Origin of the sequence: Cobetia sp. LC6 (assembly GCF_030264805.1) — a bacterium.
GTDB lineage: Bacteria > Pseudomonadota > Gammaproteobacteria > Pseudomonadales > Halomonadaceae > Cobetia.
The window spans coordinates 25531-48904 of sequence record NZ_JASSPL010000005.1; the positions used below are offsets into that span (position 1 = coordinate 25531).

Below are 23374 nucleotides of genomic sequence, written 5' to 3' on the forward strand. Positions count from 1 at the left end.
GAAAGTATAATGCGCGTGGAATAAAAATATGTATAATACCGCGCTCTTTTTATTACGAAAAATTATTGAATGCAGCGAACTGCCCGAGCAAGAGCGACGTCTCGCCCCTCTTGCTCGGGCTTTCTCACTAAGGTGGTAGTCGTGCAAGAAGCAATTCCCCCCGCCAGTGATGGCGATCATCTGGACCCGCGTGTCTTCATCCCCGCCGTATTGGTCATCCTGGCCTTCATCGGCCCGGTCATCCTGTTCCCGGATGCCAGCACCGCGCTGATCAATGCCGCTTTCTCCTTCGCCACCGGCAAGTTCGGCTGGCTGTATCTGGTGGCCGGCCTGAGCGTCGTCGGTTTCCTCATCTGGCTGGCCTTCAGCCGCTACGGCAACGTCCGCCTGGGCGGGGCAGAGGACACGCCCGATTTCTCCTACTTCAGCTGGGTGGCGATGATCTTCACCTGCGGGATGGGGATCGCGATCGTCAACTGGGCGTGGGTCGAGCCGATCTACTACTACACCTCGCCGGCCTATCACGTGGCGGCCAAGAGCCGTGAGGCCGCGGAGTGGGCGCTGGCCTTCGGTCAATTCCACTGGGGGCTGACGCCGTGGGCCTTCTATTGCCTGCCGGGCCTGCCGATCGCCTACTCCATGTACGTCAAGAAGCGTGATGGCGTGCGTCTTTCCGTCGCCTCACGCGGCGTACTGGGCCGTCATGCGGATGGTGCCTGGGGCGTGCTGCTGGATTCCATCGTCGTATTCGGGATCGTCGGCGGCGTCGGCACCTCGCTGGGGCTGGCGGTACCGCTGGTCTCGCAGCTGGTCAGCGGCATCCTCGGCATGGAAGCCAACTTCGGGCTGGAAGTCGCGGTGCTGTGCATCTGGACGGCGATGTTCTCCGCCAGTGTCTGGTTCGGCCTGGCCAAGGGCATCAAGATTCTCTCAGACGTCAACGTGATCCTGGCGATCTTCCTGCTGGCCTTCACCTTCATCGTCGGTGACTCGCAGTTCATGGTCGAAGGCTTCGTCAACAGTCTCGGCAAGACCCTGGGCAACTTCATCCCGATGAGCCTGTGGACCGACCCGGCGGGGGATTCCACCTTCTGGAAGGACTGGACCGTCTTCTACTGGGCCTGGTGGATCGCCTACGCGCCGATGGTAGGCCTGTTCGTGGCGCGTATCTCGCGCGGCCGTACTATCCGTGAGCTGATCATCGCGGAGCTGGTGTTCGGCTCGCTGGGCACCTGGGTGTTCTTCGCGGTGTGGGGCGGTTACGCGCTGGACCTGCAGATCAGCGGCGCGCTGGACATCAAGGCGCTGCTGGACAGCGGCGGTATCCCGCTGGCGGTGGAAGGCATTCTGCAGACCCTGCCGTATGCCAAGCTGGTCACGGTGGCCTTCATCCTGCTGTGCTTCATCTTCCTGGCGACCACGCTGGATAGCTCGGCCTACGTACTGGCCTCGGTGACCTCACGCAAGCTCTCCGGGTATCAGGAGCCCAAGCGCTCGTTCCGCTTGATCTGGGCCTTCCTGATCGCGGCCGTCGGCGTTGCGCTGATCCAGTTGGGTGGCCTGCAGACGGTGCAGACCTCGACCATCGTGGTGGCGCTGCCGATGATCCCCGTGATGCTGATTCTGGCGCTCTCGATGCTGCGCTGGCTCAAGAATGACTTCCCCAAGGAAGAGCTGAATCCGGTACTGGTCATCGATGACATGCCGGCCTTCCAGCGCAAGCCGAAGAAGGCGAATCGCCAGGCGTAACCGCGCCATGTGCTGAAAGAGACGTCGCAAGACCTAACGACAAGGGCCCCTCGAATGAGGGGCCCTTGTCGTTTCTGGTATATGGAGTCGCCTGACAAGGCGTAGTTTTGCCCATGCCCGGCTCTTCGCTCGGTCATTTCTGGCAGGGATGATCAAGTCCTATGGCGCTTGGCGAGCGGCGCGCAATAGTAGGCTCTCAAGCAGACGGTCTGCGGAGGGCTACAAGGCAGAAAGAGGGGGAGTGGGCGAATGGTGGGCCTCCATCCGTTCGTATTCGAGGTAGGCGACAGGCAGCATCGGGTATCTTGAGACGCCCGGATTGGATGACAGGACGCAACAATCCTGGCCTGGGCGTCAGGCCCTCAGGTCTTGAATACGCGTCTCCCGCTCGGCGATTGGAGAGGGAGGAGATTGCATCTGACCTGAAAACTGCAGCAGCGCGACACCTGTATGCATGAACATGCAGCAAGTCCTGGTTGCCGTGCCGGACGCCACGTCGGGTTCCTCGCTGGCGGGATGAATCAACTGGTGCTTGTATTGCAACACATTAGGTTTTGACTATTCCGCGGTTAGTTATTATTTATTTTTGCTATGGGAACTTCTCGCCAATACTCCTCGCCCCGTTACTCCCTGATTTAACGAGGATTTTGCGAGATGCTGAACGTACGTTTCCCCATGAAGACCCTGACGGCCGTGATGGCGCTGGGCCTTTCTGCCAGCAGTCTGGCGCAGCAGGAAGTGATGACTCGCTCCAATGGTGCGCCGGTCGGCAACAACCAGAACTCCCTGACCGCCGGCCCGAATGGCCCGACACTCCTGCAGGACCACCACCTGCTGGAGAAGCTGGCGCACTTCGAGCGCGAGCGCATTCCGGAGCGTGTCGTCCACGCTCGCGGTACCGGTGCCTACGGTGAGTTCCGTGCCACCGCGGACCTGACCGATCTGACCGTCGCGGCACCTTTCCAGGACAAGGGCCAGGTGACGCCGGTCTTCGTGCGCTTCTCCAGCGTGATCAACAGCAAGGGCTCGCCGGAGACCCTGCGCGACCCGCGTGGCTTCGCCGTCAAGTTCTACACCGAGCAGGGCAACTGGGACATCGTGGGCATCAACTTCCCGGTGTTCTTCATCCGCGATGCGATGAAGTTCCCGGACATGATCCATGCGCTGAAGCCGGACCCGCGTACCAACCTGCAGGACCCGAATCGCTACTTCGATTTCTTCAGCCATATCCCCGAAAGCACCAACATGCTGACCTACCTCTACTCGCCGCTGGGGATTCCGACCAGCCTGCGTGAGATGGATGGTTCCGGCGTGCATGCCTTCAAGTTCGTCAATGCCGAAGGCGACTGGAAGTACGTGAAGTTCACCTGGAAGTCGCGTCAGGGCAACCACGGCATGACGCCGCAAGAAGCCGCCAAGGTGCAGTCCACTGACTTCAACCATCTGACCGATGACCTCTACACCCATCTGGATGCCGGCGATGACCCGGTCTGGGATCTCTACATCCAGACTCTGGACCCGAGCAAGCTGAACAGCTTCGATTTCAATCCGCTCGATACCACCAAGTTGTGGCCGGAAGACCTGATTCCTGCCCGCAAGGTCGGTGAGCTGACGCTGAATCGTACGCCGGACAATTTCTTCCAGGAAACCGAGCAGGCGGCCATGTCGCCGGCCAACCTGGTGCCGGGTGTCGAGCCGTCCGAAGACCGCATGCTGCAGGGACGTCTGTTCGCCTACGCCGATGCCCAGCGTTATCGCCTGGGAGCCAACTTCATGCAGCTGCCGGTGAATGCGCCCAAGAATGAGGTCCACAACAACCATCAGGACGGCGCGGGTTACTCCAAGCCGCGTTCCGGCTCCATCAACTATCAGCCGAGCCGCAACGCCGACTCGCTGGTGGATGACAGCCAGTACGAGTACAAGCGCTACACCCTGAATGGCACCACCCAGCAGCAGCCGATCGACAAGCAGCAGAACTTTGCTCAGGCCGGTGAGCTGTATCGCTCCTTCTCCGAGCAGGATCAGGACGCTCTGATCCAGGCGCTGGGGACTGACCTGGGCAAGGTCAAGAACGAGGAGATCCGCGAGATCATGGTCAGCCACTTCTACCAAGCCGACCACGAATACGGTGAGCGTCTGGCCAAGGTGGCAGACGTCGACATGGATGACGTGGAAGAGCTGATCGAGAACTGAGACATCTGACGCAGCGGGCTGAAAGCAGAGCTCAGGAAGCAGAGCTCAGAAAGATAGGCGTGATGCGATCGCGATCAACCGCTGCCCGGAAGCCCCGGCCCTGATTGACCCGGCAGGGGAGCTTGCGCTCCTCTGCCGGCCGCAACACAAGCGCAACATGTGCGCCAGACGAGCTCAACACGAGCGAAAGACGAGAGAGGAGCGCAAGATGCATACGATGCGAGCCACAGACCCCAGCGGGCAGCCACACGGCCTGGGCAGAAGATGGCTGGCGGTGTTGGCCAGTCTGCTGATGATGGTGCTGGCGGGGCAGGCTGTCGCGGCTGGCGACATCGATATCTTTGACGCCGCACGCGATGGCGACAATGCCGCGATCCGGGAATATGTCCAGCAGGGCGGTGATCTCTCGGTCACCAATTCACGCAGCTATACGCCTTTCATTCTCGCGGCCTACTACGGACATACCGACACCCTGGCGCTGCTGAAGTCCGCCGGTGCCGATGCCTGTGTACTCGATGAGAAGGGCAGCAATGCCTTCATGGGCGTGGCGTTTCGCGGCTTTGACGAAACAGCCAGATGGCTGATTGCCAATACCGACTGCGATGTGAATCATCGCAATTACAGTGGCCAGACGGCGCTGATGATGGCGTCTCTGTTCGGCAATGAAGACATCATCAAGCTGTTGCTGCAGGCAGGTGCGGACCCCTCGATCCAGGATGCGCGTGGCAATACTGCGCAGTCATTGGCCGCGGCCCAGGGCCTGTCACGTATCGTGACGCTGGTGAAGTTCAATATGTGAGGTCAGGCCTGGCCAAGGGCGGCCGGTGTACCCTGTGCGGGGAGTCCATCAGCTGACAACGCGAATGGCTCACAGGCCCTTGGCGCCACCAATCTGACATTCTATCGACTTCACGTTCTATCGATTTTACGTTCCATCAATCTTGAGCTCTATCAATCTGACGTTCAGCAAAGCGCAAGGCTTGCAGATCTGACCAACCCAACGCAAAAGACGAGAAGTGACATCATGAAAGCCATGAAAATCCTGTGTGTGACAGCTGCCCTGTGTGCTGCGAGCAATGCGGCATTTGCCGACAATGGCGAAAGCGACATCCGTGTCCGTGAGGCATTGAGCGAGAGCCGTATCATGGGGCAGGCGCAGCCGGCCGAGCGCAGCACGCAAGTCTATGTTGAAAGCGGCATGAGCGTGGCGGCAGGCAGAGTGCAGCATGCCTTGAGTGAAGAAGGCAGCCGCGGACATGCTCGCAAGTGGGCCATTGAAGACAAGAATCACGCGACGGATTTCGTGAATGATGCCGGCAAGAGTGTCCCTGCCACCCGCATCGAGCATGCCTTGAGCGAGAGCGCCTGACAGCCGATATCACCTCCGGGATGGAGCGTGCGTGACATCATGGTCGAGTCTTTCTGAGCGCTAGCTGCCAGCCAGCAATGAACAGCACGACACAATAACGTGAAGCCCGCCAATTGCGGAAAGACGCTTGGCCATGACGATGTCATCTTGCTCCCGGAACCGGCAGGAACCCTTCAGCAAGGATTCTTGTTGAACCACGCCTTCATCGCTGACGCCAGAATGTCGTCAATCGGCGTGATTCGGTGAATCAGAGTCCTTGCTCAAGCGCTCCTCGCGCCTGTATCACTAACGATTGTGCCCCTCAAATTACCCCCAGTGTTGTGTCCTGATCAGTCTCTCACGCATCTCACCGAGAACATGCCATTCTTGCCAAGTGTCGCTCGGCGGATCTCGCCCTTGTGCGGATTCCACCAGGAGTAGGCCAGTGTTCTGGCAAACGCTTTGGTCGGCGTCGCCTCACTGCGGGTCCAGAATTCGGCATAGGCACCCTGGGTGATATACCAGCCCTTCCACTTCACGCCCGCCGGTCTGGCGGAAAAGCCGGTGAGATTGATGCGTGCCTGATCGAAGGACGTCAACAAAGAGTCGGGTTGTGCTGCCTTGAGCGTGATGGCGATATCGTCATTGCCACGCCAGCCCGTCGAGTCAATCTCCTTTTCTGCTATTCCGATGGTACGTTCCAGTGCCTTCCAGTCATCATCCGAGGCGACTCTCCAGCCCACCGGGCAGAGGTTGCGTGCATCATTGACATCGTGCCAGTCATACAGACGGCCATATGACAACAGGTTGTCCGGGTCATCCTCAGGAATGAATGCCGTTCGGATGGGCGAGCCATCCTGATAGCGAGTCGTTCTGAGATTGTCGGCAAGCCAGGTCTGATTGCCGATCTTCACGGTGCGATACAGATTGCCTTCACTGTCATGAATCGAGGCCTCCGGCTGGATGATCTGGTCATAAAGACTGTTGGCAAACGACATGTTCGGAATCATCATCAGAAAACCCGTCACTACCTTTGATACATTCATGGGATTCACCTCCCTGAAGATGAGCGGGAAGGCGGTGGTCGGCACAAGATCAGATTGACCAGCTAAACCGCGTTGCCTGCTCAGAGACTTGCCATAGCCGGGTCATGACGCTCTTCTCGAGAACGAATTCCCCCAATTCACACTCGCCCACCGGACCGCCAAAATTCATGAGCCCCGTCGGGCCGTAGTAGGCTCGCTGCCTGAGGGTATTTTCGGTGGCGCACATGACTTCGGGGTAAGAGCCTTTCTCCGCCGTCTGCGCCATCCCTGTCTTCACCATCAATGCCCAGCTGAGTCGAGTTGCCAGATTGGCGTTGTCGCGAATCAGTGAGGTGTTGGACGCGCCTGGATGGCAGACAAGGACTTTTACCTGGCGGTCGGCCGCCTCGATCCTGTCCTGCAATTCATAGGCGAACATCATCTGTGCCAGCTTGCTGTGGCTATAGACCTTGTTCGGGTGATAGTTGTGCTCCCAGTTCATGTCGTCGAACTGGATGGTTTTGAGGCCCATCTTGTGGCCTTCACTGGAGACCACGATGATCCGCCCGTGGGAGGCATCGATGCGCTCGAACAGCAGCCCGCACAGCAGGAAATGTCCGTAATGATTCACGCCCAGCTGACTTTCGAAACCGTCGACGGTGAGTTGTTGTCGGGAAACCTGAGCGATGGCGCCATTGCAGATGAGGGCATCGATCTGCGGGACCTTCTCCAGCACTTCCGCGGCCGCGCTGCGCACGCAGGCCAGCTCCGCCAGATCCATGCGTATATGCCTGACATTCGCCGCGGGGCCAAACTCCTCTTGCAGCGCCGCGATGGCGGCCTCTGATCTGGTCGGGTTGCGATTTAGCATCACGACCTCGGCCCCCTTGCTGAGCAATATGCGCGTCGCCTGAAATCCCGCGCCGCTGTTGGCGCCGGTGATGAGATAGGTCTTGCCGACGAGCGAGCCGATTCTGTCCGGAGTCCAGCCCTTGGGGCCAAATGGGGTGTTGCGAGTCATGGTCAAGATCCTGATGTCAGGTGTGCGGCGGTTGCGCTCTGGTCATGTCAGGGGCACGCATGACAGCTTCGCCTAGCTGTCCGTGTGGTCGTGTCCTGCGAGCCTTGCGTGTCTTGCGCGGGGTTGCTGTAGAGGTACTATAGGTATCGGGGAGGGTGATATATAGGCGCTTTAGTCGCTAAAACTTGCCTATTTGTATCTAGGGGTGAGAGGCGCCATGCGGTATTTACGAACGGGAGTACTGGTTGGCGCGACACGCAAAGCGAGTCACACCACGAGCAGCCAGTCTTGTACGCCGGGCATGAAAAATCCCGCCTCGAGGGGCAGGATTTCTCGGTGAAGAAGTTCTCGGTGCAGAATTTCAGCGAGCGGGAATTGAGGGAGAAGAATCGACGACGTCTAGTACTGCGCAGCGAGCCTCTGGGAAATCCGCGCTACCAGCCTCGGCAGCTCGCGCGCGTGGTGCATGCGCAATGCACCATGGGGCGTTTCATGGCCGTCGTCGTGGTGGGCAAAGTGGATGACCTGCATGCCGGCATCCAATCCTGCCTGTACACCGACGATGGCATCATCGATCACCACGCAATGTGAAGGCGCAAAGCCCATCTGCTCAGCGGCGAGCCGATAGATTCGAGGGTCCGGTTTCCACACGCCCAGGGTATAGGCACTGAAGATATGCCCATCAAAGAAACGCGCCAGCCGCGTAGTGTCCAACGCTAGACGTACCTTGCGTTCGGGCCCATTGGACACCACGCCACAGGGATAGCCTTCAAGTTCCATCAAGGCGGCTGACATGCCGGGCATCGCTGTCAGGCGCGCCTTCATCAACTCTTCCAGCAGCGCTCGCATCTCGCCTTCCATGCGCCGTATGGGCTCTTCTTCCAGAACGCCATGTGCTGCCTCCAGCGTGCGCACGATGCTCATGAAACGCATGCCGCGAAACTCGTTCATATAGCGGTCGCTGGTAAATGGCAGACCATAGCGGGGCAGGGTGCTGGACATGGCTTCGGCGAGGAGGATTTCGCTATCGACCAGGGTGCCATCGGAATCAAACAGCAGGCAGAGTTCAGCCATCGATGCCTCTCGTGGGCGTCAGGAGTGTGGGGCCTTCGACCTTAGCAGGTTCTTGCTCGCTGTCACCATCTCACGCGGCAAGAGTTGGCTGATAGGCGTCTGGTAGTGGAAGGAACAGTGGTAGGCATATGAAATTTTCGGCATTAAAATGAGAATGCTTCTCGATCAGTTTTTGGTTGACTGGGTCAACCCTTCGCCAATATAGTTGACCTATACCAACTATATGGTGAGTGACGCATGAGCCAGACATCACTCAATGATGTGTTGCATCAGTTGATGCATGCCTATCGCAGACAGCTCCGTCTGGGTATCCAGCGCTATCAGCTTGATCTCCCGGTCACGCACATTCGGGTGCTGAAGGGAATCGGCCGTACCTCCGGATGCACGGCGCACAAGATCGTGCAGTATCTGGGGCAGGACAAGGCGCGCGTGACGCGGGTACTCAATGAATTGATGACGGCGGGATTGATCGTCAAGTCGAAAAACCCGCAAGACCGCCGCAGTCTGCTTCTCGCTCCCACCGAGGCGGGGCGGAGCATGCTCAAGGAAATTGAAGCTCTGGAAGCTGAAACAGCTCAGCGTATGGCGGGCGACCTCAGCGAAGAGGAGGTCGCCGAATTCGTGAAGACGGCATCTGCCATGATTCACAATGCAGGCGAGTATGAAACTCGCGCTGCCGAACAACTTGAAGGCGTTTGCCAGAGGAGTGCGCAAGATGGGTAAGCCCGCGATGCGAGAGCTTGAAGTGATTCGTTCTGCCCAGGTGACGGAGCATATGCTGCGCGTCACCCTGGGCGGGGAGAATATCGACTCCATCCCCGAGGGGCAGGAGAGCGCCTATATCAAACTGGTCTTTGCGCGCGGGGAAGGTGAGCGCCCGATGATGCGCACCTATACGATCCGTCATCAACGCGCGGCCGAGATCGATGTCGATTTCGTCCTGCATGATCTTGCCGGTCCGGCATCCTCCTGGGCCGCCAATGCACAGCCGGGGGACCGTATCACCATCGGCGGCCCCGGCCCGAAAAAGCTGATCAACATGGAGGCCGACTGGTTCCTGCTGGCGGGTGACATGACGGCCTTGCCGGCGATCAGTGTCAATCTGGCCGAGCTACCGGCTGATGCGCGCGGTCACGCCGTCATCGAGGTGATCAGCGAGGCCGATATCCAGGCACTCGAGCATCCGGCAGGCATCGAGCTGCAATGGGTCGTCAACGCGCAGCCGGACCCGAGCGGCCGGCCGTTGCTGGACAAGGTTGCTTCCTTGCCGAGTCTGGAGGGGCAGGTGGCTGTCTGGGCGGCTTGTGAATTCGGCAGCATGCGAGCGCTACGTGCTCATCTCAAGCAGGCGCATGACATCCCCAAGTCCCACTTCTATGTCTCCAGTTACTGGAAGATCGGGCAATCAGAAGATGGACACAAGTTAGCCAAGCAACAGGATGCCCTGACGGAAGAGGCGAGCTGAAGTCTGCGCCCTCAAAGGTGAAGTTACCGAGTCCCAGCTATGAAAATGCCCCACAGGCCAGGCCTGTGGGGCATAGAGTCAGTCAACGGCGCGCGAGCATCAGAGACTGGATCAGAAGCTGTAACTGGCACCCAGGCGGACGTCACGGCCCGGCTCCAGCATGCTGTCACCACTGCTGAGCAGGTAGCTGCTGTGGTCGCTGTAGCGCTTGTCGAACACGTTGTTGACCGCCAGTGTGAGGGTCAGGTCCTGATATGAGGCGGGTGTCCACTGGGCGCGGATGTCGTGCGTCACGTAGCCCGGCTTTTCCTCGTCGCCTTCTGCCACACGCTCCAGGCGTTCCACCGCGTTCAGGGTATAGCCCAGGGTGACGTTGTGGTTCGGCAGGTGGTACTGATGATCCCAGGTCCACTTGTCGCCGGTGGAGGCGCCGATGTTCATCTCGTCACCCAGCGGGTCGCCGTCGTTGTTCTTCATCACCACCTTGGCGTAGCCCAGGCGTGTGTCGTACCCCCCCACGCCCCAGTTCAGGCTGGCTTCATAGCCACGGCTCTCGACTTCGCCATCCAGGTTGTAGAGTACCGCCGGATCACTGCCGCGATCATAGGCCTGATAGTTCTCGATATCGGTATGGAAGCCGGTCAGTGCGAAGCCGAGACGATCTCCCTCCATCAGGGCATCGCGCTGATGCCAATCCAGACCGATTTCACGTTGACGCGCCTTCTCCGGCTCGAGCCCCTGTGCGATGGAGACTTCATCGCCGATCAGAATCACTTCCCGCGCCTTGGCCCCGCGAATGGCTTCGCCGTAACCGGCATGCAGGGTGAGGTTGTCAGTAGCATCGACACTCAGAATCGCGTTGGGGGAGACCTCGCTGCCACTGACGCTGCCCGCCTCGCCGTAGTCACTGTCGTAATCATCCAGGCGCGCGCCAACTGACAGGGCCCACGGGCCCAGCGTCATGCGGTTCTGGGCGTAGACTCCCAGGTTGCGTGACGTGTCTTCGTTGTTGGGGCCGGAGCTGCCTACATCATCGGAGCGACGCGTGTCCTGATCATAGAAGTCCACGCCGGTAGTCAGCGCATGTGCCACATCCCCCGTCTTGAGGCGGAAGGTGTTGCGAACATCCGCGCCGAATTCGCTGGAGCGGCTGGTGCTGCCCGCCTCGACACGATCCAGTTCCTGGGTGGTGTGGTAGAGGGTGGTCCTGGTGTCGATCAGATCATTGCCCGGGTGCCAGGCATGATTGATGGTGAAGGTCTCACGCTCCATTTCCTGATAGGTCGGCTGCTGACTGCCGAAGCTCGGCATGTGCGGACGCGTGAAATAGGTGCCGTGATCGGTAGTGCGTTCGGCACTGATGCGCAGGTCCTGATCATTGACGTCCAGCAGTGACATCTTGAGCAGGTAGCCGCGCTGCTGACCTGCGGTCTGTTCCTGCTCGCCGCCACCGCCGACTTCGTAGTCGTCGCTGTTGCGGCCGCTGACATAGCCCATCAGGCCGAGATTCTCCCCCAGGCGACCATAGAACGCCGTGGTGCCGGAAGTGGCATCCGCCGCACTTTCGGTGCCGACGGAGACGCGTGCCCCCAGGTCCTGACCGGGCTTGAGCAGATCCTGCGCGTCCTTGGTCTCGAAGCGGAGGCTGCCGCCAAGCGCGCCCGGGCCATCATCGGCGGTCGCCGGACCTTTATCGACTTCCGCCTGCTTGAGCAGTGCGGGGTCAATGGTCAATCGGCCGGTATGGTGGAAGAGGTAGCCGCCCTGACGTGCGCCATCGATGGTGACGTTCAGGTTGGTGTCTTCCAGACCGCGTACATAGACCTTCTGGCCGATGGCGATGCCACCGCCCACGCTGACGCCCGGTTCGGCGCGGAACAGGTCTTCCAGATCGCGTGCCTGACGCTGATCGATCTCTTCAGCGCTGATCACGACATTCTGTTCGAGACGGTCTTCGCTGATAACGAGGGTGGACATGTCGTCAGCTGAGGCATGACCTGAGAGGCTCAGGGTCAACGCGCTGGCGGAGAGGACGGCTGCGGTAAGCGGATGGAGGCGGAGGTGCACGTGATATCCCTTGCTTTGAATAGTTATATGTTACGGATGGCAATGCTAATCGTTCTCAATGATGAATTGCAAGATTCTTGCATAATTTTTGCCTGCAGGGTCTGCTGGCGTCCTGTCGGGGCGAACGTTCGCGATCGAGTTGCGCGCGCAAGGCATTGCCATGTGCAAGATGGCAGTGCTGCTGGATAAGGACTGCCGGATATCGATGCGCTCTTTATCGTGCTCGGTTATCGTGGCAAGCCACGCCCCCTTTTTGACCACCGTCACGTGAGGCACCAGAGTGGATCAAGCAGAAGCACTGTACGAAGCCGTCAATCAGCTCATTCGTGTTCATCAGTTTCGCGACAGGGAAAGCATCTGCCATCACAACGTCTCTGTCGCTCAATGCTATGCGTTGGAGACGCTGGTCAAGCGCGGACCGCTGAGACTGCAGGCGCTGGCGGACGAGATGTATCTGGACAAGAGCACGACAAGTCGTGTCGCTGACTCGCTGATCCGCAAGCATTATGTGCGCAAGGTCGAGGACCCCGACGACCGGCGTGCCGTTGAGCTCTCGCTGACCCCAGAGGGCAGGGCGCTGTACCAGCAGATTCACGCCGAGCTGGTCGCGGAAGAGGCCTCCATGATCGAGGGGCTGTCGCCGGAGGTCGTGGAGGGGGCAGTGGCGCTGCTGAACAAGCTGACCCTCGCCGCTCGTCAGCGCCTGGGTGACTGAGTGAGCGCCTGGGAGTAGACATTAGCGTGGAGTGATACTAGCTTTGTTGTCACTGACAACAGATTGCTGCGAGGGACTGCCATGAGTCGTGAAATCACAAGCTTGCCGGTGGCCATCATAGGCGCCGGGCCGATAGGGCTGAGCGCCACCCTCCATCTCTTGAAGGCAGGGGTGGAGCCGATTCTCTTCGAGTCGGGCGCACACGCAGGCGCCAACCTGGCCAGCTGGGGACATGTACGCATGTTCTCGCCTTGGTCATGGAATATCGATACAGCTGCGGCCGAGTTGCTGCAGGAGCAGGGGTGGCAGGCCCCGGACGCCGCTGCCTATCCCACCGGGGCCGAGTTTCTCGACCGCTATGTCGCACCGCTCGCCACGCACCCGTCGATCAGCTCGCGCCTGCATGTCGATAGCCGCGTCACCCATGTCAGTCGACAACAGCATGATGTGCTGCGCAGTGCTGGTCGCGATGAGGCGCCCTTCGTGCTGCGCGTCGAGGGCCCTGACGGCCCGCGTGATGTGCTGGCCCGCGCGGTGATCGATGCCTCCGGCACCTACCAGACCCCAAACTGGATCGGCGCGCACGGCATTCCCGCCATTGGTGAGCAAGCGGCGGCCGAAGTCATCGCCTATGGCGTGCCGGACATTCGCGGCACACAAGCGGCTGAGTATGCCGGCAAATCGGTACTCGTGATCGGCAGCGGTCACTCGGCGCTGAATGCGCTGCAGGACCTGATCGCGCTGGCAGATCACGAAGAGGGAATGCGAATCGTCTGGGGTGTGCGCTCCACCAATATCGAGGAGGTCATCCGCCCGGCGCCCAATGATGAGCTGGAGGAGCGCAAGGCGCTCGAACTGCGCATCAAGGCGCTGCTTGAAGAAGACCGGATCGAAGTAGTGACCGGGCTTGCCGTCGAGGCGATCGAACACCAGGCAGGGCGCTGGGTCGTAAAGAGTGGCGAACACCGGCTGCCAGCGGTGGATCGCATCATCGCGGCCACCGGCTTCCGCCCGTCTCTGGGACTGCTGTCTGAGTTACGTGTCTCGCTGGACCCCGCGACGCAGAGCCCTATCAAGCTTGCGCCGCTGATCGACCCCAACCAGCACAGCTGTGGGTCGGTGCCGGAACACGGCGCGGCCGAACTGCTGCACGCCGAGCCAGGCTTGTTCATCCTCGGCATCAAGAGTTACGGCAGAGCGCCGACCTTCCTGATGCGCACCGGCTATCAGCAGGTAAGATCCGTGGTGGCCGCACTGACTGATCCCGCCTCCCTCCGCCCGGCGTCTCTCTGCAGTGCAGTGGCTACCCGTAACGCCTGCTCTGCACCCACCTGATCGTCGCGCGCTGGCCTGGGAATGTGATGTCCTGGTAGTGATGGTGATTGGATAGCCCGCGCGACAGGGAGAGCATGAAAATGCCCGGCACCTTTCGGTACCGGGCATTTTTCGCTCAGTCATGGGGCTTGTGGCTGGGCTCGTTCCTGGGGGCTTGTAACACGCTCAGCCCGTCGAACCTGCTTTTTTGGGCGCGGCCTGCTTCAACTGCACCGGCTTGCGGATGCCGAGGAAGTAGACGAAGACCACCGTCAGCACAACGAAGAACAGGCTGTCCGGCGTGGTGAGGAAGGTCATCGGGTTTCCGTTGGAGAGCGTCAGCGCGCGGCGCAGGAACTCTTCCAGATTCGGTCCGAGGATGAAGCCCAGCAGCAGCGTGATCACCGGATAATCATGCTTGCGCATCAGGTAGGCGACGATGCCCAGCACCAGCGTCATCATCATCTGGAACACGGAGTAGGTGGCCACGAAGCTGCCGACCACGGCCAGCAGTGCGATGGCGCCGTAAAGCACGTCCTTGCGGATGGTGACGATGCGCAGGAAGTAGGGGCCCATCAGGTAAAGCGTGAGAGGAATCAGAATCAGCGCGCTGAACAGCAGTGAGGCCAGCATCGGCGCGATCAGTCCGGATTGTGACGCCATCAGCTGCGGCCCGGGCTGGATGCCATTGATTACCAGCACCCCCAGCACGATGGCCGTGACCGGGTCACCCGGGATCCCGAAGGTCAGCATCGGCACCAGGGCGCCACCACAGACGGCATTGTTGGCACTCTCGGCGGCGGCGATGCCCTGGGGGTTGCCCTTGCCGAAACTCTCGGGCTTCTTCGAGGTGCGCACGGTTTCCACGTAGGCGAGGAATCCCCCCATCGAACCGCCCGCACCAGGCAGGGTGCCGACCATGTAGCCGATCAGCGTTGACTTCAGGTAGCAGCCGAGGCCGATCTCGCGTATGGCGCTCAGTGGCGGAATGAAATCACGCCGCTTGAGCTTTTGGCTGGCTTTGAGCTGCTGGCGGATGGCGGCATCCTTCTTGCGATTGCCGACCTGGATCAGAAGCTCGCTGATGGCGAAGGTGCCGATGATGACGGGCATCAGGTCGATCCCGGCGGTCAGCTCACTGATGCCAAAGGTGAAGCGCGCCAACGGCTGCATGGCATCCAGTCCGACCGTTGCCAGCATCAGGCCCAGGCAAGCGGTGATACCGGCCTTGCGGATGTTGCCGCGTTGGGCGACCACGATCACGATCAGCGCGAAGGCAATCAGTGCACATTTGCCTGTCGTCTTGACCAGCAGTGAGGCCTCGGCGATGAAGGGGGCCAGCACGATCAGCAACAGCGCACCGAGGCTGCCGCCGATCATCGAGCCGAAGGAAGCGTGGCCCAGTGCCAGCGCGCCTTCTCCACGCTGTTGCATGGGGTAGCCTTCCAGTGCGGTCATCATCGAGGACGGCGCGCCCGGAATGTTGATGGTGGTGGCCGTGATGCTGCCGCCACACATGCCGGCCATGTAGATGCTGGCACACGCCATCAGGGCGGTGGTGACATCGAGGCTGTAGGTCAGCGGCAACAGCAGGGCGAGTGCCAATGTCGCGGTCAGTCCCGGGATGGCCGAGAAGATGGTGCCGATGACGAAGCCGGCAACTACATAGAACAGGATCACGGGGTCCAGCAGAAGCGCGAAGCTGGAGAATACCTGAGCAATGAATTCCATGGATCAGCCCCCATTGCCCAGACCGAGCGCAAAGAGATCCAGCGCAGGGAGATGGACGTTGAACAGTTGCTCGAAGAGCCCATGGCCCAGTGCGGAGATGGCGCAGGCGATCAATGCCTTGCTGATCCATTTCTCACGCCCGGAGAACAGCAGCATCACGACAAAGACATAAAGTGCTGACGAGAGCAGATACCCCAGGTGCGAGAACGCCAGGATATAGAGTGCGGTCACCAGCATCAGCCGCAGTGCCGGTGAGAGCAGCGGTGCGCTGGCCTCGTCGTCCGTCGTGGAAGTCTCCTTGCCATCATCGGTTGCGGCGCCGCGGCTGGCGCGGTGCTGGCTGACCAGCTGTGCCACGCAGAGCACCAGGGCGATTGTCCCGATGAGGACGGGGAAGAACGAGGCCGTCAGGCGGCCATTGTCCAGTGGGGATGTCATCTGGAAAGCACTGATCAGATAGAACGCGCTGATGGCGGTCATGGCCAGCGTCAGCGGAGTCGCGCCACTGAGCAACCAGTGGCGTCGGGGCGGGGAAGCGGATGAGGACATGACAGAGTTCCTTGGCGGCGCCTGTCGTCAGACGCCGCATGACGATGGGTGAGATAGGTCAGTGATGGACAGATGGCATGGGCGCCATGGAGACGCCCATGCCAAGGCATTCACAGACCGAGTTCATCCATGGCAGTGAAGGTCTTCTGTTGGTAATCCTCGATCCAGGTATTGACCTCATCGGCCCCCAGCCAGCTGGGCGTGACGCCGACCCCTGTGATCCACTTCTGGAATTCCGGCGTCTCGTAGGCGCTGTGGTAGGCGCTTTCCAGGGTGCTGACTACCTCATCCGGGGTGCCCTTGGGCACGGCGAGCACGATGAAGCTGCCGGTCTCGAGATTGCCGCCCAGTTCGCTCATCGGCGGCACTTCCGGGTAGGCCGGGTTCTGTTCGGAGGAGAACTCGACGAGGCCGTGGGCGTCGCCGGATTCCAGAATGCCGGAGAAGTCACCCAGGCTCGAGATGGCGCCGTCGATCTCGCCGGAGAGCAGAGCCTCGGCTTCGGCGGTGGAAGAGCCCGGATAGGTAATGACATTGAACTCGACGCCCGCTGCCGCTTCCAGACGGCGGACCGCCAGATAGGGGCCAGAGCCCTGCGGGGCGACGCCGATTCGTACGGTGCCGGGGTTTTCGCGTGCGGCCTCGATCAGTTGCTCATAATTCTCATAGCCGGACTGCTTGGACACCACGATAGCGTCCGCTTCCTTGGTGATGCGGGCGAAGGGAATCATGCGGTCCAACGAATAGCCGGGTACCAGGTTGCCGCGGGGCAGGGTGATGATGCTGTCGTAGGTCAGCACGCCGACGGTGTGGCCGTCCGGACGCGCCTTGCTGAGTTGCATCAGGCCGGTGGCGGTGATGGCGCCCCCGATGTTCTCGACGTAGATCGATTTTGGCAGATCCTGCTCGGCGAGATTGCTGATCTTGCGGCTGATGGCGTCGGCGCCACCGCCGGCCGGCCATGGCACGATCAGACGGATGTCACGTACGGGGTAGTCAGCCTGCACACCGGTGCTGACGAAGGGCGAAGCCGCCACCATGCCGGACAGGGCCAGTGGGGCGAGCAAGGCCAGCAGTGGACGGTTGCGCCCCTTGCGGTTTGCGCGGGATAGATGGCTATCACGAGAGTTGGCATGCACGTTGGCTTGACGGCGGTTGAGGCGGCTATTCAGAAGGGTCATGGCATGACTCCAATGTTGTTATGGTTGTGGTCATTCAAGACGCAATGAGGCAGGTAGTGGGACGGACGACAGCTCGGCGTGACCTGTCGCCCGCGGCGGCCGTGGACAAGACGGCAGCAGGCAGGCCGATTACTGCTTGGCGGCCATATAGCGTTCGAATTCTGCACGCGCTTCGTCTGTCGGCGGGTACAGGCCGATCACGGGAGTGCCGTTGCGCACCTTCTCCAGCACGTAATCCTCGAAATCTTCCATCTGACTGGCTTCCTCGGCGATCTCATCGGCCAGCTCAAGCGGGATGACCATCACGCCATCGGCATCGCCTACCAGCACGTCGCCCGGGAAGACCGGCACGCCGCCACAGCCGATCGGCACCTGCAGCTCTACCGCATGATGCTTGGTGAGGTTGGTCGGGGCACTGGGCTTGGCGCAGAAGATCGGCAGGTTCATCTCGGCAGCGGCGCCTGAATCACGAATCCCGGCATCAGAGACGAAACCGGCGCACTGACGATATTCCAGACGGGTCAGCAGAATGCTGCCAGCGCTGGCGGCTGAGGCATCCTGGCGGCAGTCAGACACCATGACATGACCGGACGGTACGGTTTCCACTGCCAGGCGCTGCGGATGCTTCGGGTCGCGGAAGGCAGCGACGGTGTCGATGTCTTCGCGTGCCGGGATATAGCGCAGTGTGAAGGCCTGGCCCACCATGTGGGTAGTCCTGTTGTTCATCTGCACCACGTTCTGGATGAAGGTATTGCGCAGGCCGCGCTTGAAAAGCAGGGTGTGCAAAGAGGCGGTCGAGGCGCGCATCAAACGCTCGCGGGTCACGGAGGAGAGCTCGGCGTAGCTGGGGTGCTCTGTGGAGGTAATGGCAGTCATATGGCGTCCGTCGTCAGTATAGGTAAGGAGTCTCGGCTCTCGGCAACGTGCCTGGCCCAAGTGATCAGTCGACACGTGCGTCTGATGTGCTTTCGAGACTCACTATAGGGGGGAAGAGATGACTGATCAAACAAATATTGACAACTTTTGATGGGCAATAAGTCTAGTGTCGTGACCCGAAAAGCACGCCCAGGTGGTCACCAACCGGCGTGTCACCACAGGGCAGAGGCAGCTGTCAGGAAAAGAGAGTGCATGGAGGATTAGCGAGGTTTTGCTTCATGTTCATGATTTGTATGAGGTTTTTGTGTTGTTTTGACGTGATGGGTATCTGGTCAGCTTGACATCCCGATACGCAATCAAGCGTTGAGCCCCTCTTCAGAGGGAAATGCGCCGGAAGAGCTGCTCGTCGGCAGCGACATAGGTCGCATGGCAGCACCTGATACAAGTTGTCATATTTTGTCGGCAGGTGGCATTTGCCCCCTTTGACCGTCAAGGAGATGACATGGAAGCGACATGGCGCTGGTTCGGTCCCGCAGACCCCATCACGCTCGAGGAAATTCGCCAGACCGGCGCGACAGGTATCGTGACGGCGCTGCACGAGATTCCCAATGGTGAGGTCTGGCCGCTGGAGGCTATTCGTGAGCGCAAGTCGCAGATCGAATCCGCTGGGCTTCGCTGGTCAGTGGTCGAGAGCATCCCGGTGCATGAGGCCATCAAGCAGGCTGCTCCGGGGCACGAGCGGTATATCGCCAACTACCAGCAGTCGCTGCGTCATCTGGCGGAATGCGGCATCACCACGGTGTGCTACAACTTCATGCCGGTACTGGACTGGACGCGTACGGATCTCGCTTGGCAGCTGCCGGAAGGTGGTACCGCTCTGCGCTTCGATCAGGATGCCTTCGCGGCCTTTGATCTCTATCTGCTTGAGCGCCCCGGCGCCGAGCACGAGTACAGCAGCGAAGAGCAGCAGGCCGCGCTCAGGCACCTGGAGTCGCTCGATGATGCCGGGCGCGAGAAGTTGATCCGCACCATCATCGCAGGGCTACCGGGAGCCGAAGAAGGCTACACGCTGGCACAGTTCCGAGCGGCGCTGGCGGCCTATGACGGTATCGATGCCACGCGACTGCGTCAGCATCTGGTCACCTTCCTCAAGGCCATCGTGCCGGTGGCGGAAGAGGCCGGTATCCGGCTGGCCATCCATCCCGATGACCCGCCGCGGCCGATGTTCGGCTTGCCGCGTGTGGTCTCGAGCATGGTCGATGCTGACTGGCTGCTGGGCGTCGTGCCAAGCCCCGCCAATGGCCTGACGTTCTGCACCGGCTCCTACGGGGCCAATCCGGAGATCGATCTGTGCATCATGGCGCGGCGCTTCGCCCCACATATCCACTTTGCCCATCTCAGAGCCACCGGGCGTGACAGCGAGGACAAGCGCTCCTTCCATGAGGCTGAACATCTCGAGGGTGATCTGGACATGGTGGACATCATCAGCGTGCTGGTCGCGGAGGAGCGCCGTCGCCTGGTGTCTGGCGGCGCGCCCTTGCCGATGCGCCCGGATCACGGCCACCACATCCTGGACGATGCACGCCGCGAGACCCGTCCGGGGTATCCGCTGTATGGGCGCATGAAGGGGCTGGCAGAAATCCGTGGCCTCGAGATGGCGATCCAAAGACTGGCCTGACGGCGGCTACGCCATCCAGAATCAAGCACAAACACGAACGGCCACCCGCGGTCTTGAGACCGGTGTGGCCGTTCGTGTTCCTGCGGGTCGCGATATCTGATGTTTCAGAGCTCAGAGCTCAGCGCTCAGATCCCAGACGCTCTCAGTCTTCGACGATGTCGAAATCACCATTGGTGCGCACGTAGAGCAGGGTCTCACCGTCAGCGCCGGTGGTGATCTCATGGGTGATCTCGCCCTGAGAGCCGAAGTAGCTGCCGGCCGCCAGGCGCTGGCTGTCGTCCTTGCCTTCGGTCTCGTGGGCCAGGTCGCCCTTGATGACCACGGCGCGGAATTCATCGGCGTGGCTTGTGATCTCACCGGAGAAGTCGGCCGGCAGTTTCACCAGGCGGCCGCTCAGCTGGCCGGCATCCGGGTGGCCCCACAGAAAGGCGGTCTTCGGGCCTTGTTCGGCGTCGTCGCTGCTCGGCAGATTGATCCAGCGGATGTCATTGGCATCCAGCCACACCATGTTGTTCTCGGCGACATTCAGCGGTTCTTCATCATTGTGGAAGGCCTCGGATTCCGGCTGTACCAGATAGGGGCCTTCGTCGATCTCGATGTAGGCCATGTTGACCTTGTCTCTGGCCGCGGTGATATGGGATTCCCCGGCCGGCTGGATCCAGAACGAGCCTGCGGGCAGCCACTGCTCATCGGCGTTCTTGTCGTCGTTATGGACCTCGCCCTGGATGACCACGCCACGGTAGGTGATGTTGTGGATGTGGGGCGGTGAGGAGAAGCCCTCATCGAACTTCACCAGAAATCCTGAAGCACCCTCCTGTGTACGGTCCCCCCACAGATCGCCGGCGGCCGGGCTCTGGTCACCGCGCAGCGGGTTCAGGTAGCCCCAGTCGATGTCGGACTGCTGGACGACTTCACTGGTCGGCGTGAGCGTGGCGTGGTCATCGGCGTGGGCGGTCATGCTGGCGAATGCGACCGAGAGGCCGAGAAGAGCAAGGTAAAATGGGCGTTTCATGAGAATTGCCTGCCTGTCTGAACATGGGAAAAGAAAAATGAATCGCCAGTGTGCTGACGATTGACGCCGTGAATCCTGGAGTGGGCAGGTGCCGGAATATAGCGGCATATGGATGAAAGACTTTCAATAAAAACACGATAATCGTGAGTTCATCTCTGGCATGTTACCGACGACATTCCCCAAGGGACGCCACGATACGCGTAGCACCTCTTGTCATGAAGCTGGGAGTTTTACCGACAAAACAAGATGTTGGCGTACTTTCAGGGCGGTTTCCTGCAGGCACTACGTTGAGGCCGGCGGGGTGAAGTGGGCAGGGATGAGCCGCGAGGAGAAGACAGGCGTTGCGTCTGGACAAGAAAAGGGGAACTCCGGACATTCCTCAAACAGTTTTCAGAATGTCCGGATAATGCAGTGGATCAGACGAAATCAGGGGCGATCAGGCGCGGAATGGTCAACACGAATTCCGGGAACAGGATCATCATCAGGATCACGGCCAGCATCACGCCCAGGTACAGCATGGTGGTCGCCATGGCCTTGAGCAGGGGGATGCCGCCGATCTTGGCGGAGATCATTAGGCATAGGCCGTAGGGCGGTGTGATCAGTCCCAGGCCCAGCGCCATGACGCCGATGACACCAAACTGTACCGGATGTACCCCTGCTGACATCGCCAGCGGATAGAAGATGGGGGCCATGATCGCCATCGCGGGCAGGGCATCCATGAAGGTACCGATCACCAGCAGCACGATGGTCATCACGATGAGCAGCACCGTCGGGTCAGTGATGCTGACGCCCGCCATCAGCTTCGGCGGAATCTGATAGAAGCTGATCAGATAGCCGAAGATGGCCGCGCCCACCAGGCTGAACAGTGACAGCGAGCACAGCCTGACAGTGTCGGTGGAAGCATTGAGCAGCTTGGTGAGGTCAAGTTCGCGGTAGACCACGAAGCCCAGTGCCAGCGCGTAGACCACCGCGATCACCGCGGCCTCGGTTGGCGTCACGATGCCCAGGGTGATGCCCCCGATGATGACGATCGGAATCCCGGCGGCCAGCAGGCCATCCTTGCCGGAGCTGGCCAGCTCCTTGAGGGTGGCGCGCTTGCGCACCGGCACGTCATAGCGGCGGACATAACGGGTATTGAGCAGCAGCTGGGCCACGCCGATCATCACGCCGGGAAGAATGCCGCCCAGAAACAGGCCTGCAATCGAGGTGTTGGTCAGCGCACCCCAGACGATCATGTTGATCGACGGCGGGATGATGGTCCCCATCACCGAGGAGGCGGCAGTGACCGCCACGGCGAAGCTGACCGGATAGCCCTCGCGCTTCATGGCCGGAATCAGTACCGTCCCCACGCCGGCACTGTCGGCGGTTGAAGAGCCGGATACCCCAGCGAACAGCATGCTGACCAGTACATTGACGTGAGCCAGCGCGCCACGGAAGTGTCCGACCAGGCGCATGCACAGCGTGATCAGGCGGTCGGTGATCCTCGCGGCATTCATCAGGTTGCCGGCCAGCAGGAACAGCGGCACGGCCAGCAGCACGAAGGAATCCATGCCGTTGTACATGCGCTGGAACATGATCCAGTAGGTCAGTCGCGGATCGAGCAGAATCAGTGTCGTCGCCGTCAGCACCAGCGCCATGGCGATGGGGATGCCGATCACGATCAGTACGCCCAGCACGCCAAACAGCAGCCAGGGCATCAGGTAGAGCCAGTCCATTGGCATCATGGCAGTGTTCTCCCATCAGTCGCGCCATGCGCATGGCCGGCGATGGCGGAGGACAGGACGACCTGCGTCTCCTCCGGCGTCGCCAGTTCTTCTGCCTCGTTGGGCGTATTGAGTGCCGCTTCCATGGCTTTCATGCCGTAAAGCCAGGCATGCAGCAGCCGTTGCAGGCTGAACAGCACGATGAAGATGCCACTGACGGTGAATACCGAGTAGACGTAGATCATCGACAGTCCCGAGGCCATCGCACTGCGGCGCAGACCTGACAGCGCGAAGTCCTTGCCATGCACGATGAACAGCACCCCCAGCAACAGGCAGGCGAGATCACGAATCCAGCGCGTGACGAGGTCGGCACGGCTGCCGCGAGGGAAGGCTTCCAGTACGAAGTGATCAGCGTGCAGGACGCCGACGGCGGTACCCAGCATCACCATCCACTGGAAGGCGAAGCGGCTGAATTCCTCAGTCCAGAACAGACGCGGCAGGAAGACCAGGTTGCGACTGGCGATCTGATAGATGATGAAGACGATGAAGCTTGCCAGCAGCGCCAGCAAGACGAGATAGAGCAGACGTTCGAGCGCCCGGTTCAGGCGGGAAAGCCCTGAGAGCACAGAATGCATGGCACTGTCCTCAAGAAGAGTGCGAGGGAGAGGAGCTC

20 protein-coding genes are annotated in these 23374 nt (G+C 60.5%); 9 read left to right on the top strand and 11 right to left on the bottom strand.

Features of this window, described 5'->3' with window-relative positions; genetic code table 11:
* Window positions 1-141: 141 nt before the first annotated feature.
* From QQF40_RS07725 to QQF40_RS07740, 4 genes are all read left to right on the top strand, one after another.
* Window positions 142-1749: a BCCT family transporter gene (locus QQF40_RS07725; protein WP_285460934.1), complete on the top strand. Its 1608-nt coding sequence runs from the start codon at window positions 142-144 to the stop codon at window positions 1747-1749.
* A gap of 654 nt (window positions 1750-2403) precedes the next feature.
* Window positions 2404-3942, top strand: coding sequence for a catalase (locus QQF40_RS07730; protein WP_285460935.1), 1539 nt, complete (start codon window positions 2404-2406; stop codon window positions 3940-3942).
* 208 nt (window positions 3943-4150) lie between these two features.
* Window positions 4151-4741, top strand: a complete 591-nt coding sequence (locus tag QQF40_RS07735) for an ankyrin repeat domain-containing protein (protein ID WP_285460936.1) — start codon at window positions 4151-4153, stop codon at window positions 4739-4741.
* Window positions 4742-4966: 225 nt separating this feature from the next.
* Complete coding sequence (locus QQF40_RS07740; RefSeq protein ID WP_285460937.1) at window positions 4967-5311, top strand: hypothetical protein; 345 nt, start codon at window positions 4967-4969, stop codon at window positions 5309-5311.
* Window positions 5312-5640: 329 nt separating this feature from the next.
* On the opposite strand, the gene QQF40_RS07745 is transcribed toward QQF40_RS07740, so the two are convergent.
* The 3 genes from QQF40_RS07745 to QQF40_RS07755 form a co-directional block, all read right to left on the bottom strand.
* Window positions 5641-6336: a fibrobacter succinogenes major paralogous domain-containing protein gene (locus QQF40_RS07745; RefSeq protein ID WP_285460938.1), complete on the bottom strand. Its 696-nt coding sequence runs from the start codon at window positions 6334-6336 to the stop codon at window positions 5641-5643.
* A gap of 49 nt (window positions 6337-6385) precedes the next feature.
* Window positions 6386-7336 carry an SDR family oxidoreductase gene (locus QQF40_RS07750; RefSeq protein ID WP_285460939.1) on the bottom strand — a complete coding sequence of 317 codons (951 nt, stop codon included), beginning with the start codon at window positions 7334-7336 and terminating at the stop codon, window positions 6386-6388.
* 399 nt (window positions 7337-7735) lie between these two features.
* Window positions 7736-8410, bottom strand: coding sequence for an HAD family hydrolase (locus QQF40_RS07755; RefSeq protein ID WP_285460940.1), 675 nt, complete (start codon window positions 8408-8410; stop codon window positions 7736-7738).
* A gap of 237 nt (window positions 8411-8647) precedes the next feature.
* Between QQF40_RS07755 and QQF40_RS07760 the strand changes: the two genes are divergently transcribed.
* Window positions 8648-9133 carry a MarR family winged helix-turn-helix transcriptional regulator gene (locus tag QQF40_RS07760; protein ID WP_285460941.1) on the top strand — a complete coding sequence of 162 codons (486 nt, stop codon included), beginning with the start codon at window positions 8648-8650 and terminating at the stop codon, window positions 9131-9133.
* Window positions 9126-9875: a siderophore-interacting protein gene (locus QQF40_RS07765; protein WP_285460942.1), complete on the top strand. Its 750-nt coding sequence runs from the start codon at window positions 9126-9128 to the stop codon at window positions 9873-9875. The genes QQF40_RS07760 and QQF40_RS07765 overlap by 8 nt, the downstream gene beginning before the upstream one ends.
* A 111-nt stretch (window positions 9876-9986) precedes the next feature.
* Here QQF40_RS07765 and QQF40_RS07770 read toward each other — a convergent pair whose 3' ends face one another.
* Window positions 9987-11852 carry a TonB-dependent receptor domain-containing protein gene (locus tag QQF40_RS07770; RefSeq protein WP_285460943.1) on the bottom strand — a complete coding sequence of 622 codons (1866 nt, stop codon included), beginning with the start codon at window positions 11850-11852 and terminating at the stop codon, window positions 9987-9989.
* Window positions 11853-12222: 370 nt separating this feature from the next.
* Here QQF40_RS07770 and QQF40_RS07775 point away from each other — a divergent pair, with 370 nt between their 5' ends.
* Entirely contained in the window at window positions 12223-12657 is a 435-nt protein-coding gene (locus QQF40_RS07775) for a MarR family winged helix-turn-helix transcriptional regulator (protein WP_285460944.1), read from the top strand.
* Between the two features lie 81 nt (window positions 12658-12738).
* Window positions 12739-13992: an FAD-dependent oxidoreductase gene (locus tag QQF40_RS07780; RefSeq protein WP_285460945.1), complete on the top strand. Its 1254-nt coding sequence runs from the start codon at window positions 12739-12741 to the stop codon at window positions 13990-13992.
* Between the two features lie 165 nt (window positions 13993-14157).
* On the opposite strand, the gene QQF40_RS07785 is transcribed toward QQF40_RS07780, so the two are convergent.
* The 4 genes from QQF40_RS07785 to QQF40_RS07800 all read right to left on the bottom strand — a co-directional run bounded on the left by QQF40_RS07785 (window position 14158) and on the right by QQF40_RS07800 (window position 18308).
* On the bottom strand, window positions 14158-15702 hold the full coding sequence (locus QQF40_RS07785) for a tripartite tricarboxylate transporter permease (protein WP_285460946.1): 1545 nt from the start codon (window positions 15700-15702) through the stop codon (window positions 14158-14160).
* A gap of 3 nt (window positions 15703-15705) precedes the next feature.
* A complete protein-coding gene (locus tag QQF40_RS07790; protein ID WP_285460947.1) occupies window positions 15706-16251 on the bottom strand; it encodes a tripartite tricarboxylate transporter TctB family protein in 546 nt (181 codons plus the stop codon).
* A gap of 110 nt (window positions 16252-16361) precedes the next feature.
* Window positions 16362-17432 carry a Bug family tripartite tricarboxylate transporter substrate binding protein gene (locus tag QQF40_RS07795; protein ID WP_285460948.1) on the bottom strand — a complete coding sequence of 357 codons (1071 nt, stop codon included), beginning with the start codon at window positions 17430-17432 and terminating at the stop codon, window positions 16362-16364.
* Window positions 17433-17561: 129 nt separating this feature from the next.
* Window positions 17562-18308 (bottom strand): ribonuclease activity regulator RraA, encoded by a 747-nt coding sequence (locus tag QQF40_RS07800; RefSeq protein ID WP_200017131.1) that lies wholly within the window; start codon window positions 18306-18308, stop codon window positions 17562-17564.
* 502 nt (window positions 18309-18810) lie between these two features.
* On the opposite strand from QQF40_RS07800, the gene uxuA reads away from it, so the two are divergent.
* Window positions 18811-19986 (top strand): mannonate dehydratase, encoded by a 1176-nt coding sequence (uxuA, locus tag QQF40_RS07805; protein WP_285460949.1) that lies wholly within the window; start codon window positions 18811-18813, stop codon window positions 19984-19986.
* Between the two features lie 142 nt (window positions 19987-20128).
* On the opposite strand, the gene QQF40_RS07810 is transcribed toward uxuA, so the two are convergent.
* The 3 genes from QQF40_RS07810 to QQF40_RS07820 form a co-directional block, all read right to left on the bottom strand.
* On the bottom strand, window positions 20129-20998 hold the full coding sequence (locus tag QQF40_RS07810; protein ID WP_285460950.1) for a DUF4437 domain-containing protein: 870 nt from the start codon (window positions 20996-20998) through the stop codon (window positions 20129-20131).
* 416 nt (window positions 20999-21414) lie between these two features.
* On the bottom strand, window positions 21415-22722 hold the full coding sequence (locus tag QQF40_RS07815) for a TRAP transporter large permease (protein ID WP_285460951.1): 1308 nt from the start codon (window positions 22720-22722) through the stop codon (window positions 21415-21417).
* Window positions 22719-23336, bottom strand: coding sequence for a TRAP transporter small permease (locus QQF40_RS07820; protein ID WP_285460953.1), 618 nt, complete (start codon window positions 23334-23336; stop codon window positions 22719-22721). The genes QQF40_RS07815 and QQF40_RS07820 overlap by 4 nt, the downstream gene beginning before the upstream one ends.
* Window positions 23337-23374 lie beyond the last annotated feature (38 nt).